Annotated in this window: 13 protein-coding genes; 6 read left to right on the forward strand and 7 right to left on the reverse strand. The window is 72.2% G+C overall.

From position 1 onward, the window contains the following. The first annotated feature begins 41 nt into the window (after positions 1-41). The 3 genes from ACLBYE_RS08160 to dksA all read left to right on the forward strand — a co-directional run bounded on the left by ACLBYE_RS08160 (position 42) and on the right by dksA (position 3,027). Positions 42-1,415 carry an MBOAT family O-acyltransferase gene (locus ACLBYE_RS08160; RefSeq protein ID WP_447693773.1) on the forward strand — a complete coding sequence of 458 codons (1,374 nt, stop codon included), beginning with the start codon at positions 42-44 and terminating at the stop codon, positions 1,413-1,415. A 2-nt stretch (positions 1,416-1,417) separates the two neighbouring features. After that, positions 1,418-2,425 (forward strand): hypothetical protein, encoded by a 1,008-nt coding sequence (locus tag ACLBYE_RS08165; protein ID WP_447693774.1) that lies wholly within the window; start codon positions 1,418-1,420, stop codon positions 2,423-2,425. A 182-nt stretch (positions 2,426-2,607) separates the two neighbouring features. Continuing rightward, positions 2,608-3,027, forward strand: coding sequence for an RNA polymerase-binding protein DksA (gene dksA / locus ACLBYE_RS08170; protein WP_012322444.1), 420 nt, complete (start codon positions 2,608-2,610; stop codon positions 3,025-3,027). Between the two features lie 47 nt (positions 3,028-3,074). On the opposite strand, the gene ACLBYE_RS08175 is transcribed toward dksA, so the two are convergent. The 3 genes from ACLBYE_RS08175 to ACLBYE_RS08185 are packed head-to-tail and all read right to left on the reverse strand — an operon-like array spanning position 3,075 to position 6,008. Beyond that, the gene (locus tag ACLBYE_RS08175; RefSeq protein ID WP_447693775.1) at positions 3,075-4,781 is read right to left on the reverse strand and encodes a pilus assembly protein TadG-related protein; all 1,707 of its coding nucleotides are present in this window, start codon (positions 4,779-4,781) and stop codon (positions 3,075-3,077) included. Further along, positions 4,759-5,418, reverse strand: a complete 660-nt coding sequence (locus ACLBYE_RS08180) for a TadE/TadG family type IV pilus assembly protein (protein WP_447693776.1) — start codon at positions 5,416-5,418, stop codon at positions 4,759-4,761. Before ACLBYE_RS08180 ends, ACLBYE_RS08175 begins: the two co-directional genes overlap by 23 nt. Further along, positions 5,397-6,008: a TadE/TadG family type IV pilus assembly protein gene (locus tag ACLBYE_RS08185; RefSeq protein ID WP_447693777.1), complete on the reverse strand. Its 612-nt coding sequence runs from the start codon at positions 6,006-6,008 to the stop codon at positions 5,397-5,399. The genes ACLBYE_RS08180 and ACLBYE_RS08185 overlap by 22 nt, the downstream gene beginning before the upstream one ends. Before the next feature lie 237 nt (positions 6,009-6,245). Here ACLBYE_RS08185 and ACLBYE_RS08190 point away from each other — a divergent pair, with 237 nt between their 5' ends. Both ACLBYE_RS08190 and ACLBYE_RS08195 read left to right on the forward strand, forming a co-directional pair. Then, on the forward strand, positions 6,246-6,656 hold the full coding sequence (locus tag ACLBYE_RS08190) for a collagen-like triple helix repeat-containing protein (RefSeq protein WP_447693778.1): 411 nt from the start codon (positions 6,246-6,248) through the stop codon (positions 6,654-6,656). After that, entirely contained in the window at positions 6,653-7,123 is a 471-nt protein-coding gene (locus ACLBYE_RS08195) for a hypothetical protein (protein ID WP_447693779.1), read from the forward strand. Before ACLBYE_RS08190 ends, ACLBYE_RS08195 begins: the two co-directional genes overlap by 4 nt. Before the next feature lie 12 nt (positions 7,124-7,135). Here ACLBYE_RS08195 and ACLBYE_RS08200 read toward each other — a convergent pair whose 3' ends face one another. Continuing rightward, positions 7,136-8,413: an NAD(P)/FAD-dependent oxidoreductase gene (locus ACLBYE_RS08200; RefSeq protein WP_447693780.1), complete on the reverse strand. Its 1,278-nt coding sequence runs from the start codon at positions 8,411-8,413 to the stop codon at positions 7,136-7,138. 147 nt (positions 8,414-8,560) lie between these two features. Between ACLBYE_RS08200 and ACLBYE_RS08205 the strand changes: the two genes are divergently transcribed. After that, the gene (locus ACLBYE_RS08205; protein WP_447693781.1) at positions 8,561-9,901 is read left to right on the forward strand and encodes a glutamate--tRNA ligase; all 1,341 of its coding nucleotides are present in this window, start codon (positions 8,561-8,563) and stop codon (positions 9,899-9,901) included. A gap of 4 nt (positions 9,902-9,905) precedes the next feature. Here the strand turns inward: ACLBYE_RS08205 and ACLBYE_RS08210 are convergent, their stop codons facing one another. From ACLBYE_RS08210 to ACLBYE_RS08220, 3 genes are all read right to left on the reverse strand, one after another. Further along, positions 9,906-10,682, reverse strand: a complete 777-nt coding sequence (locus ACLBYE_RS08210; RefSeq protein WP_447693782.1) for a class I SAM-dependent methyltransferase — start codon at positions 10,680-10,682, stop codon at positions 9,906-9,908. Between the two features lie 16 nt (positions 10,683-10,698). Next, positions 10,699-11,907 (reverse strand): MFS transporter, encoded by a 1,209-nt coding sequence (locus ACLBYE_RS08215; protein ID WP_447693783.1) that lies wholly within the window; start codon positions 11,905-11,907, stop codon positions 10,699-10,701. Between the two features lie 91 nt (positions 11,908-11,998). Next, a partial coding sequence (locus ACLBYE_RS08220; protein ID WP_447693784.1) for an OmpA family protein occupies positions 11,999-13,697 on the reverse strand: 1,699 nt, incomplete at its 5' end.

Raw genomic sequence — 13,697 nt, forward strand, 5'->3', positions numbered from 1 at the left:
CAACGGCGGCCCATCCGGGCTCCTCCGCGCCGCCTCGCCCGATGCTGTTCAACTCCTTCGTCTTCCTCCTCGCCTTCCTGCCGGCCGCGCTGATCCTGCACGGGCTGGTGGCGCGCGCCGCGCCCGCGTGGCGGCTGCCGCTCCTCGTCGTCCTGTCCTTCGTGTTCTACGGCTGGTGGGACGTCCGGTTCGTGCCGCTGCTGGCCGGGTCGATCCTGGCGAACTGGTGCGTGGCCCGGGCCTATCGCCGGTGGCCCGGCCGCTGGCTGATCCCGGCGGCGGTCGCCGCCAACCTCGCGCTGCTCGGCGTGTTCAAGTACCTCGACTTCGCGGCCGACCTCGCCAACCTGATCCCCGGCCTGGAGGCTCCGCGGCTCGGCCTCGCCCTGCCGCTTGGCATCTCGTTCTTCACCTTCCACCACATCATGTATCTCGCCGACCTGCGGGCCGGCCGGGCGCCGGGCTTCGGGCTCGTGAAATACGCCCTCTACATCGCGTTCTTCCCGCAGGTTCTCGCCGGCCCGCTCGTGCGCTGGAGCGAGATCATGCACCAGTTCGACGAGGCGCCCTACGCGCGGCCCGACGCCGCCGAGCGCTTCGCCCGCGGGTTGATGCTGCTGACCGTCGGCCTCGCCAAGAAGGTGTTCCTCGGCGATCCGCTCGCGGAATACGTGAATCCGGTGTTCCAGGCCGCCGCTGCCGGCAAGGCCGTCACGGTGGTCGAGGCGTGGCAGGCGACGCTCGGCTTCACCTTCCAGATCTACTTCGACTTCTCCGGCTACACCGACATGGCGCTGGGCATCGCGCTGCTGTTCGGCCTCGTCCTGCCGCAGAACTTCGACGCGCCCTACCGCGCCACGTCGCTCCGCGACTTCTGGCGGCGCTGGCACATGACCCTGTCGCGCTTCCTGCGCGACTACCTCTACATCCCGATGGGCGGGAACCGGCGCGGGCTGCCGCGGCAGGTCGGGGCGCTCGTCGCCACGATGACGCTCGGCGGCCTCTGGCACGGGGCCGGCCTGACTTTCCTCGCCTGGGGGGCGCTGCACGGGATCGGCCTCGGGGCCGGGGTCCTGGCGCGCCGGGCCCGGATCGCGATCCCCGCGCCGCTGGGCTGGGCGCTCACCAGCCTGTTCGTCGTGCTGACCTGGGTCCTGTTCCGCGCGACGAGCTTCGAGGCGGCCCTCGCGATCTTCAAAGGACTCTTCGGGCTCGCGCCGAGGGGCTCCGGCTTCAAGTGGCGCACCATCGCCATCGCCGCCCTGGTCGCGACGGTCGGGCCCACCGCCTGGAACGCGGTGCACCGGCTGCCCCCGCGCCGCCTCCTCGCCTTCGGCTTCGCGCTGCTGTTCGTGCTCGTCCTGCTGAAGATCGGCGACGATGCGAACTACGAGTTCATCTACTTCCAGTTCTGAGGATGGCGCCCGCACCCCCCACGACCGACAGGGACTGGCGCGGCTTCGCCCGCGCCCTGGCCCTGTCGATGGTCGGCCTCTTCGCGGGCTACCTGGCCCTCGCGGTGCTGGTCGACCCTTACGATACCGGCCGCTCGACGCTGCTGTCGCGAGGGGCCGTGCGGCCGCAGGGGCCGCGCACGGCCTCGGCCGTCCGCGGCCGCGATCCGGCCTATGCGGGCGTGGTAATCGGCAACTCGCACATCCAGCTCATCGAGCCGGCGGCACTCACCCGGCTCACCGGCATCCCGTTCCTCCAGCTCTCGGTGCCGGCCACCGGCCCGTCCGAGCAGTTCGCCCTGCTGGGATGGTACCTGCGGCACCACGCCCGCCCCGCCGCGATCGTGCTCTCGGCCGACGCGTTCTGGTGCGCGGACGACCCGTCCTTCCCGAGCGAGCACGGCTTTCCCTACTGGCTCGTGGGGGACTGGGCCGCCTACCTGCGCGGGCTGATCCGCTTTTCGGCCGCGCAGGAGACGGTCAACCGCATCGGCTGGCTCCTGAACCCGCGCCGCAAGTCCGCCGTGGCCGACGGCTGGTGGGATTACGAGCGCAACTACCTGAGTCAGGGCTTCGGCGTCGATCCCGCCAAGAAGGCGGCGCTGGAGAAGCCGGTCGGATCCGAGCCGGAGCCGCGGCACGGCGGGCCATTCCCGATCGCGGCGCGCCTGCGCGCCGAGCTGACCCAGATCCCGGCGGAGACGCCGGTCGTGGTGGTGTTCCCGCCGGTCTACGCCCGCGGCGAGCCGCCGCCCGGCAGCCCTCGGGCGCGGGCCGAGGCGGCCTGCCGGGCCGAGGTGCGCACTGTGCTGGCGACCCACGCGCTTAGCACGGTGGTCGACTGGCGCGACGGCCGCCCCGCCGCGGCCGATCCCGACCAGTTCTTCGACCAAACCCATTACAGGCTGCCGATCGCCCGGAGCCTGACCACCGAGATCGCAGAAGCGATCGTACGGTTGCGGACCAGATGACAGCGTAAAACATCTGTACCGTGGCCTGTTTGCCGCACGCGGCGATGCAGTGACAGCCAGTTACAGCCCCTGCATCCGTGTGCGTTGTGGCGATGAGGCACCTCGACTATACGGCACCTCACGTTATCGCCGCACACCGGCCATCCCCTGGTGGGCGGTTTACCATCCAGCGAGGGTGACGCATGGCGAAGGTGCAGCTGGAGGACGGCTACGTCCCGTCCGACGACGAGCCCTTCATGAACGACCGGCAGCGCGAATATTTTCGGCGCAAGCTGCTGAGCTGGAAGAACGACATTCTGCGCGAGGCGCAGGATACGCTGGTGGCTCTGCAGAGCGAGAACGAGAACCACCCCGACCTCGCCGATCGCGCGTCCTCCGAGACGGACCGGGCGATCGAGCTGCGGGCCCGGGACCGCCAGCGCAAGCTCACCGGCAAGATCGACGCGGCGCTGGCCCGGATCGAGGACGGGTCCTACGGGTTCTGCGAGGAGACCGGCGAGCCGATCTCCCTGCGCCGCCTCGACGCGCGCCCGATCGCCACCCTGTCGCTCGAGGCGCAGGAGCGGCACGAGCGCCGCGAGCGGGTCTACCGCGACGACTGACCGGGACCCGGCCGCGCGCCGCATTGCGCTTTCCGTTGGCGCGACGCCTACTGCGTCAGCCGCAGCGCGCCGATGCTGGCCTGGATCGACTTGAAGGCCTTGATCAGGTCGTCGGACGAGTTGGCGAGGTAGAACTGGTCCGGCGACGAGGCGCAGTTCCGCAGCAGCGTCTGCCCGGCCGAATCGATCGGATCCGTCGGGATGCTGAAGCCGATCGTGTAGATCGAGATGTTGACGGACTTCGTGTTCGCGCATGCCTCGGCGGTGAGCGCGTCGAGCGCCTTCCGCGCCGTATTGCTGTCGGCGATATTGGTGTTCTGGTATGCCGTCGTCAGGCGCGGGTTCGGCGTCGTGCCATTGGCGTTCTTGAAATACCCGGCCGCGAAGTAGAGCGAGCCGGTCGGCGCGCTGGAATTGGTGCCCCAGCTGTTCGTGCCGTCGGTCATCAGTATGATGATCTTGTTGATCGTCGTCGCGTTCGAGCTGTTCGCGCTCGACGCGTAGGGTTGGCCGTCCGCGAAGACGCTGTTGGGCGAGAGCGTGCGCCAGCCCCACATGAAACCCTCGTGGATGTTCGTCGATCCGGACGGCGCCATCTTGCTGATAAGGGTCTTCAACGCGTTCGTGTCGCTGGTCAGCCTCTGGAGCGGCTGGGTCGTGCACCCGAAATTCGGACCGTTCGGGATGCCGAGCGGGGCGCCGGAGGCCGCATCCTTGGGCGTGATGTACTTGCAGGCCTGCCCGAGCGCGGTGTTGTAGGTACTGCTGTTCCGGCATGTCGGGCCGGTCTCGTCGTCGATGTAGCTGTTGTAGCTGTAGGCCGTCGCCCGCGAGGCGCCGACCGGGAATGACGCGCCGCCCGAGGTGCCGTCACCCGGCTCGTCGGGCGCGAGCAGCGGCACGTAGAAGGAATCCTTGGTCGTGGGCGCTCCGTCCTGGACGTTGAAGGGGTAGGGGAGCGCCTCGAGGCAGCCGGCCCATCCCCAGTTCCGGTTCGCCGCCTGCAGCTTCGCGAAGACGTCGAAGCGGTTCTTGAACGGCGCCGGATTCGACTGGACGATGTTCGTCCAGTGGTAGCTGGAGAGGCCGTTCTGATCGATCCAGCTCGCGTAGCGGTAGGCGGACGGATCGACCGCCACGGCGGCGGCGAAGGGCACGATCGCGACCTTGGTCGCGCTGGAGAAGGCCGGGCTGGTGTAGACGTAGTTGACGAAGTCGGTCGCGGCCGTCTGGACGGCCTGGAGCTTCGACTGTCCCCCGCTCGAGGCGGCCATCGAGCCTGTGTTGTCGAGCACGAGCGCGATCTCGAAAGTCTTCGGCAGCGGCGTGGCGCATTGCGAGACGGCGCCCGGGTTGATGCGCTGGGTGCCGGTCAGCCCGCCGAAGAAGGTCGTCGACTGCTTGTGAGCGGTGAGCGTGATCTTGCGCGGGTTGCTGGTGATGGCCAGCCGGTCGACCACGAGGCTCGCGGCCCCCATGGCACCGGTCATCGTCGTCTGCGCCAGGGCGTTGAGTTCGGTCTCGGACGTCGTCAGCGGCGTCTGGCACAGAAGCAGCGCCGTGGCGTCGGCCGCGGCCTGGAGCTTCGTCTCCAGCCGCGTGGCGAAGCCGTAGTCGATCGCCGCGCCGCCGACCATCACCATCGGCACGCTGAGGAACGCGAACAGCAGGGCGACGTTGCCGCCGCGGTCGCGCAGGACATCGCGGCGCCGCTCGGGGCGGCCGTCAGGACTAGCGGACGATCTTCGTGCCATCGCAGTTCGATTGTTTGTCGTCCGGCAGGACGACTTCCGTGTAGGTGCTGGTGCCGTAGGCTTGGCCGCCGCGGGTCGGCCACGGCGCGCTGCTGGTGAACGTGATCGTGTTGCTCACGCCCTTGGCGAGCTTGACCAGCGCACTCCCGATCATCGGCGTGTAGCTGATGCTGACCTCAGCCAGGACGTAGCGCATGCCCGGCATCCGGTAGCCGTCCGGCACGGTCAGGCTGGGCGCGGGGCCCGGGCTCCGCGCGGTCCCGTTGGTGTTGGCGACGCTGGAGCAGACCAAAGGAGGACCGCTCGGGTCCTTCACGTCGGTGCCCATCGCGCTGACCACGATCTTGACCTTCGACGTGTCGAACGGGCGCATCACCGCCGTGGCGGAGGCGAGGATGTCGTTCATCACGGTGGTGCTGATCGGGTTCTGTGTGTCGCCCTGCGCCGTCAGGTCCGCCACGGTGCGGCCGAGCTGCGTCAGCTTGCGCCACTCGTCGATGGCGTGCGTCACCTCGGTCATACCCGCCCAGATCGCGAGCAGGATCGGCAGGATGACGGCGAACTCGACGGCCGCGCCGCCGCGCCTGTCGTGCCGGAGCCGCGCCGCCCGCCGGGTCAGGACGGTGAGGACGGGCACGGGCTCGCTCCGACGATCTGGTAGGGCTCGGTGCGGAACACCGCCGTGGAGGTCAGCAGGCTCGATCCCTCCGCGGAGCCGCTGGTGAACTGCTTGGTGTTGAGGCCCATCAGGTTGAAGAAGGTCGGGAACGGCACCGCCGCGGTGACGATCACGATCGTGCCGGGCGAAGCGCATTTGTAGTTGGAGCCGAAACTCGTGCTCCACGTGCCCGTGGCGGTGTCGATCGGCTTGGTCGCGGTCGCGCTCGCGAAGCTGCTCGAGGTCGCGACGTCGATCTTGACGTTCTGGCAGTTGAACACGGTGGGCACGGGGCTGACGGGCGACCCGCACATCCGCGCCTTCAGGGTCGCGAGCACGGTCGCCGGATTGGTCTGTCCCGCGGTGTCGAGCTGGAACTGGCCGGTGAAGATCGTTCGGACCGCGTTCTGGAGCGCGCGATCGAAATTCTGCGTCGCCCACATCTGGAACACGATCTGGATGATCGCGCCGCACAGCGCCAGGAAGGGCAGGGCCACGAGGGCGAACTCCACCGCGGCCGCGCCCCCGGTGTCGCGCCCGAGGCGCGCGAGGAGACAACCTGGCGTCACTCTGACCTGCGTTCCTACAAGTCCTCGGCTGTTCATGTGCGAGCAGATCAGTCGGAAATAGCCACCTCATCCGATCTGACGCCAAGCTTTTGCGAAACTCTTAATTCGATCGACTAGACCAGGGTTATCAAACGGCTGCTACTTTTGGTTGTAATAGCGCCGGCGTGTCGGCGACGCGCGGTTGACGCACCGCCGGCGCGCGCCAGTTCCTCGCGCGCAGGCGTGCCGGAGAACCCCATGAGATCCCCCCTGATCGCGCTCGTGGTCGGCGCGATGGCGCTCGCGCTCGCCGCCTGCGATGCCCCGAAGCCGGGACCGGCCGGACCTCCCGGAGCGAAGGGTGATCGGGGACCGGCGGGGCCGGCCGGGCCGGCGGGGGTGAACGGCGCCACCGGCGCCCGCGGCCCCGCGGGCGACCCGGGACCGGCCGGACCGGCCGGACAGCCGGGACCGTCCCTGAACAGCCAGGTGCGCCTCGACGTGGCGTGCCGCCGTGACGAGGAATTGATTGGCGCTTACTGCCGAGGCATGGCGGTTGTGCCGTCGGTGACCGTCACGGACGGCGTCTCCACGGTCGGCTGCCTCGACATGACCGCCAAGGCCGCCAAGGATGCCCAGCCCGTCGCGGTCTGCATGAAGAAGCCATGAGACTCGCCGTTCCCGCACTCTTGGTCGCGCTGGTGTCCGGCCCGGCCTGCGCGCAATCCTTCGTGCCCACGGAACGGGCGGCGATCGACCTCGTGCGCGACCGGCGCACCGCCGGCTTCACCACGGTGGCGCGGACGCTGGCCTATGCCGAGCGCGCGACCGGCGGCGCCTTCCGTCTCGGCGGCTACCGGGTCGATTACCGCCCGGACGTCCCCTTCGCCCGGGTGCGGATCTGCTATCGCCTGGGGATCGACCCGCCGACCTGCGGCCTCGCTTACCGCGTCGCGGTCAATCCCGCCCATGTCGAGCCGGCCGACCGCTACAATGGCCTGACGCGCGACCTGGAGCACGGCCCGCAGGCTTTCCTCCGGGCGCTCGCCCGGGAGGCCGACCTCCAGCGCCAGCCGGAAATCCTGCGGAAGGTCGAGGCCGCGCTCGAGCCCTACAACCCTTACGACTGGCGCTGAGGGAGGCGGCTCTCAGAGCAGCCGCGGCCAGCGCAGGAGCCGCTCCGGCGCGAAGGCCGCGACCGGCACGGCCGGTTCCCGGCCCGTGGCGAGGTCGGCGACGATCTCGCCGGTGATCGGGCCGGTGGACAGGCCGATATGGCCGTGGCCGAAGGCGAAGAGCAGGCCGTCGTGCCGGGGTGCGCGGCCGATCACCGGCATCCCGTCGGGCGTCGACGGCCGGGAGCCGAGCCACGGCGCGTTGTCCAGCGGCCCGCCGAGCCGAAGGGTGGAGGCCGCCTCCCGGGACGCCGCATCGATCTGGGTGTGGTCGGGCGCGGCGGCGCGCGCGTTGAGTTCGACACCGGACAGGACCCGGACCCGGTGCTCGCCCATCGGCGACAGGATCGAGCCCGCGCCCGTGTCGAGGATCGGCCGGGTCAGCGGCGGGCTGTCCGGATGCAGGGCGTAGTGGCGGTGGTAGCCGCGTTCGGCCGCAACGGCGAAACGGTAGCCGAGGGTCCGGGCGATCGCCCCGGACGCGGCGCCGGCCGCGAGGACGACCTGTCGGCCCCGCACCGCGCCGCCGTCGTGATCGACGCGCCAGCCGTCCGACTCGGGCTCCAGCCGGGCGACGCTGCCCCGCAGGCGGCGGCCGCCGAGACCGGTGAACAGGGCCTCGCACGCCTCGATGAGCCGGCCGGGCTCGCGGACCGATCCCGTCTCGGTGAGCAGCATGGCCCGCGCGTAGGGCCGCACCAGCGCCGGCTCGAGCGCGCGCAGCGCCGCGGTGTCGAGGATGTCGAAGGCGACCCCGTGCCCGGCCAGGATCTCGCGCTCGAGGGCGGCGAACGCGAAGGCCGCTTCGGTGCGGTAGGCCTTGATCCAGCCCGTCCGCTGCAGCCGGTCGCCGGTCCCGGCCCGGGCCGCGAGACGCTCGTGGGCCGGATAGGCGGCGCTGGTCAGCGGCAGCAGCGCCGCCGCGGCGCGGCGCCAGCGCGAGGCGCGCGCGGCGGCGAGGAAGTGCGCCGTGTAGGGCACTATCCGCGGGAGATGCCCGTAGTGCAGCCGCAGGCCGCGATCGGCGTTGCGCAGGTAGGCCGGGAGCTTGCCCCACAGGGCCGGGCTCGACATCGGCAGGATCGAGCCGCGGCTGACCACGCCGGCATTGCCGTAGGAGGTCCGGGCCCGCGCCTCGCCGGGGTCCAGCAGCACCACGTCGAGCCCGCGGTCCCTCAGCGCGATGGCGCTGGCGAGGCCGACCATCCCGCCGCCGACCACCACGATGTCGGCCGTCTCGTCCGTCGCCATGCCGCTCACATCCTGCACCGCACCACGCGCGCCCTTCTGACGGGTTTCCCGCGTCCTGGGTAGCGGGCGCCGCGGGGCGGCGCATCGGGCCGGTGTGATCGCGAAGTCCCGCGCACATTCCCGCGGAGATCGGCTAGAGAGCGGGCCATGACTCTCGTCCGCTTCGCACCCTCGCCGACCGGGTATCTCCATATCGGCAACGCCCGGCCGGCCCTGCTCAACGCCCTGTTCGCCCGCCGGACCGGCGGCCGCTTCCTGCTGCGCCTCGACGACACCGACGCGGAGCGCTCTACGGAGGCCTTCGCTCAGGCGATCGGAGAGGATCTCGCGTGGCTCGGCATCGTGCCCGACCTGTTCGCCCGGCAGAGCGACCGCACGGCGCAGCACGACGCCGCCGCCGACCGCCTGCGCGCAGCGGGAAGGCTCTACCCCTGCTACGAGACGCCGGAGGAGCTGGAGCGCCGCCGCAGGCGCCAGCTCGGCCGCGGCCAGCCGCCGATCTACGACCGGGCGGCGCTGCGGCTGACCGCCGAGGAGCGGGCGGCGCTGGAGGCGGAGGGCCGCCGGCCGCACTGGCGGTTCCTGCTCGAGGCGCGGACCGTCGGCTGGGACGACCTCGTCCGCGGGCCCGCCCATGTCGACTGCGCGTCCCTGTCGGACCCGGTGCTGATCCGCGCCGACGGCAGCTACCTCTACACGCTGCCGTCGGTGGTGGACGACGCCGATCTCGGGATCACCCACGTCATCCGCGGCGAGGACCACGTCACCAACACCGGCGTGCAGGTGCAGATCTTCGAGGCCCTGGGCGCGCCCGTCCCGGTCTTCGGCCACCACAACCTGCTGACGACGGCCGACGGGGAGGGGCTGTCGAAGCGCCTCGGCCACCTGTCGCTGCGCGGCCTGCGCGAGGCCGGCTACGAGCCCGCGGCGGTGCGCTCGCTGGCGGTGCTCACCGGCTCGGCCGAATCGGTGCGGGCGGTGCCCGACCTCGACACCCTCGCGGGCCTCGTCGATCTCGGCGAGATCTCGCGGGCGCCGGCCCGGTTCGACCCGGCGGAGCTCGACGGCCTCAACGCCCGCCTGGTCCACGCCATGCCGTACCCGGAGGCGGCCGCGCGCCTCGCGGCTCTCGGGATCCCCGAGGACGGGGCCGCGGCCTTCTGGCTCGCGGTGCGGGCCAATCTCGGGCGCGTCGCGGAGGCGGCCGACTGGTGGCGGGTCGTGGCAGGTCCCGTCGAGCCGGTGCTCACCGAGGCCGCCGTGATCGCGGCCGCCCGCGAGACCCTGCCGTCCGAGCCGTTCGGCCCGGAGACCTGGAAGGCGTGGACGACCGAGATCCGGACCCGCACCGGGGCCAAGGGCCGCGGCCTGTTCATGCCGCTCCGGCTCGCCCTCACCGGCGTGGAGCACGGGCCGGACCTCGCCGGCCTGCTGCCGCTGATCGGGCGGGAGCGGGCGGCGCGCCGGCTCTCCGGCGCGGCCGCCTGAGCGGTCAGCGGCCGGGCTTCGGGCGCGCCTCGATCAGCGCGGCGTCGAGCAGGAAGCTGCCGTCGGCCTCGATGGCGAAATGCGCCGCGACCTCCGCGGGCGCGGCGACCTGCAGCGCCCGGATCGCCGCGACGTGGGTCTCCGGCGTCCGCATCCGGGCGATCCAGCTCGCGAACTCCATGCGCGGCCGGCTCGGCGTCGCGTCGCCGGGCGCGAATCCGGCCGCCTCCAGCAGGGCCCGCCATTCCGAGACCCGGTAGTCGCGCACGTGCGAGGGGTCGCGCAGCAGCTCCAGCGCCTGCAGGTGCGTGTCGAGCAGCGGATCCTCGGGCGCGACGATGTCGCTGACGATGAGGAACCCGTCCGCCCGCAGCACCCGTCGCGCCTCCGCCAGGGCCGCCGGCACGTCGCGCCAGTGGTGGGCGCTGTAGCGGGTCAGGACCGCGTCGAAACTCGCGTCCGGGAAGGGCAGGGCCTCGGCGCCGCCCTGCCGGGTCTCGATCCGGTCGAGCCCCCGCCGGGCCGCCTCGGCCGCGACCGCCGCCAGCATCTCGGCCGACAGGTCGTAGGCCGTGACGGCGGCGCCAGCGGCGGCGGCCGCGAAGGCGACGTGGCCGCCGCCGCAGCCGAGGTCGAGCACCCGCAGGCCCGGTCGCGCGCGGACCCGCTCGCCGATCCGCTCGAGATCGGCGCCGGCGGCGTGCACGGCGCTGGTCACGTAGGCGGAGGCCTGCGCGCCGAACTGGTCGACGACGTGTCGGGCGTGGCTGCGGGCGTTCATCGGCGGATCTCCCGGATCAGGTCGCGAGCGGCTTCAGGCGAGACAGCCGCAGGGCGATCATCAGCGCCAGACCGTACAGCCCGCCCACGAACAGCACCACGCCGTTCCAGCCGGAATGGGCGAAGAACCAGCCGCCCGCGGTCCCGAGGACCGACGAGCCCAGATAGTAGAGGCCGAGATAGATCGCCGAGGCCTGGGCCCTGTCGCGCAGCGCCCGCCGCCCGACCCAGCTGCTCGCGACCGCGTGGGCGCCGAAGAAGCCCACCGTCGTCACCACGATGCCGGCCAGGATCAGCAGCAGGCGGTCCGAGAGCGTCATCACGATCCCGGCCAGGCCGACGGCGGTGGCGACCCAGAGGACGCGGCGGCGGCCGAAGCGGCTCGCCAGCTCGCCGGTGACCGGGCTGCTGACCATACCGGCGAGGTAGACCGAGAAGATCATCCCGATCACCGCCTGGCTCAAAGAGTAGGGCGGGTCGAGCAGGCGGAAGCCGATATAGTTGTAGATGCAGACGAAGCCGCCCATCAGCAGGAACGCCTCGGCGAAGAGCCAGGGCAGGCCGGCGTCGCGGAAATGGTGGGCGAAGCTGCCCGGGACTTCAGCCCAGGCCAGCCGGCGCGGCACGAAGCGGCGCGAGGGCGGCAGCCAGCGCCAGAACGCCAGTGCGGCGGCGAGCGCGAGGCCGCCGATCACCGCGAGCCCGGCGCGCCAGCTGACGAAGTCCGCCATCACGCCGCTGATCAGGCGGCCCGACATGCCGCCCAGCGCGTTGCCGCCGACGAGCAGGCCCATCGACAGGCCGATGGCCTTGGCGTCCATCTCCTCGGCGAGATAGGCCATGGCGACGGCCGGGAGGCCGCTGGCCGTCAGCCCGGTGAGGGCGCGCAGCGCCAGGAAGCCGTACCAGCCGGGGACCAGGGCGGCCACGACCGTGAGCACCGCCGAGGCGACCAGCGAGGCCAGCATCACCGGCTTGCGCCCCCAGATCTCCGAGAGCGGGCTGACGACGAGCAGCGCCACCGCCAGCAGCCCGCAGGGCAGCGACAGGGCGAGGCTGCTCGCGGCCGGCGAGACGCCGAAATCCTCCGCGTAGATCGGCAGCAGCGGCTGGACCGCGTAGAGCACCGCGAAGGTCGAGAAGCCGGCCGCCGCCAGGGCCAGAGCCGTGCGGCGGAAGACCGGTGTGCCCGACCGGATGAGCCCGTCCTCCGCCTCGCTGTCCATGACCGTCCCGCGCCGCTGTCCTCAACCGGTGGTGAGGCGCTGTGGCCGCACGGTCAACTGCCGCGCGGGACGGGCCCGCGTGGCGGCCGCCCTAGCGCGGCGGCGGAGGCGGCGGAGGCGCTGCCTGGCCCTGCCCCTGACCTTGCCCCTGCTGCAGCAGCGGCGTGATCCGCTGGACGACGACGCGGCGGTTCTCCCGCGACGGGCCCTGCGTGTTCACTTTCAGGTACTGCTCGCCGTAGCCCTGGGTGGTCAGGTTCTCCGGCGGCACGCGGAACTGCTCGGTCAGTACGGTCGCCACCGACTGGGCGCGCCGGTCCGACAGCGACAGGTTGTCGAGCGCGGAGCCGACGGCGTCGGTGAAGCCCTCGATCAGGAACACCTCCCGCGGGTTGGCCTGGATGGCGCGGTTCATCGCGGCGGCGATCACCGACAGCTTGGCCGCCTGATCGGGCGTGACGGTGAACGAGCCGGTGTCGAAGGTGATCGTGTTGATGTCGACCGAGCGCAGGCGGGCGCGGAGGTCCGGGCTGTAGCGGATCTGGTCCAGCGTGTACCGGCGGTCGACCTGGACCACGGGCGGCGCCGTCAGCGCCTCGTAGACCTCCGCCTCGTCGGCCTGGGCGTAATCCACGATGTAGCGGTCCCGCGGGATGCGGATCTCCGGCGGCGGCAGCACCACCACGTCCTCGTAGATCGGGCGGAGCGGGCCGGCGTAGCTGTTGTCGATCAGGACGACCTCGCGACCGTCGCGGTAGCGGAGGTAGCGGCGCAGCATCCGCCCGTCATCGTTCGTGACGGTGACGATCTGCTCGCCGCCGGGCCGGTCGACGTAGCTGTAGAAATCCGCGCCCTGCCGCTCGAACCGGTAGCCGCGCGGGTCGAGGGTGCGGAAGCGCTCGTTCTCGTCGTGGCGGATCAGGTAGCCGTCGCGATCCTGCACGATGATGCGGCCCGGCTCCCGGTAATAGGTCCGGCCATCCTCCCGGAACTCGCGCCGGTCGGTGCGGACCTGCTCGAAGTCGCGCACGCCGTCGTTCTGGCGGAACCCGCCGGGGACGTAGCCCGGCTGTCCCGGCCGGTTGAAGGCGTTCGGGTCGGCCGGACGCCCCGGGCCGCCCACGGGCGGCTGTCCCGGCTGTCCCGGCTGTGCCGGCGCCGTCCCGGGCTGCGGGCCACCGGGCGCCGGGGCCTGTCCGGGGGCGGGCGCCTGGCCCGGCGGCACGAACGGCCGTCCCGGAATCCCGGGGGCCATGTTGGGCGGCACCGGCCGTCCGGGCTCGGCGCCGGGGGCACCGTTGGGCTGGGCCGGCGCCCGTCCCTCGGGCTGGGCTCCCTGCGGCTGGAACGGCCGTCCCGGAACGCCCGGAGCGGCGTTGGGCGCCTGCGGCCGGCCGGGCTCGGCACCGGGACCGCCATTCGGCTGGGCGCGGTTCTCGGGTTGGCGGTTCTCGGGCTGGCGGTTGTCGGGCTGCGCGTCTGGGCGCTGGGCCGGCCGACCGGATGCGCCGGGGGGCGCGTTCGGCGGCTGAGGCCGGTCGCCGGGCGCACCCGGACCGCCTGGACGCTGACCCTGCGGTCCGCGATCCGGCGCGGACCGGTCGGGGGCCGCGTCGCGCTGCGCGGGACGGTTCGTCTGGTCATCGGGACCGGGGCGATCCCGGTCGGGCGCCTGGCGCTGCTGCGGCGGGGCCGGCGGACGCTCCGGCGCGGGCCGCCCCTGGGGCGGAGCCTGATCGCGATCCGGCGCCTGCTGACGCTCGGGCCGCGCCGGGGCCGGCCGCTCCTGC

Source organism: Methylobacterium sp. A52T (assembly GCF_053346095.1).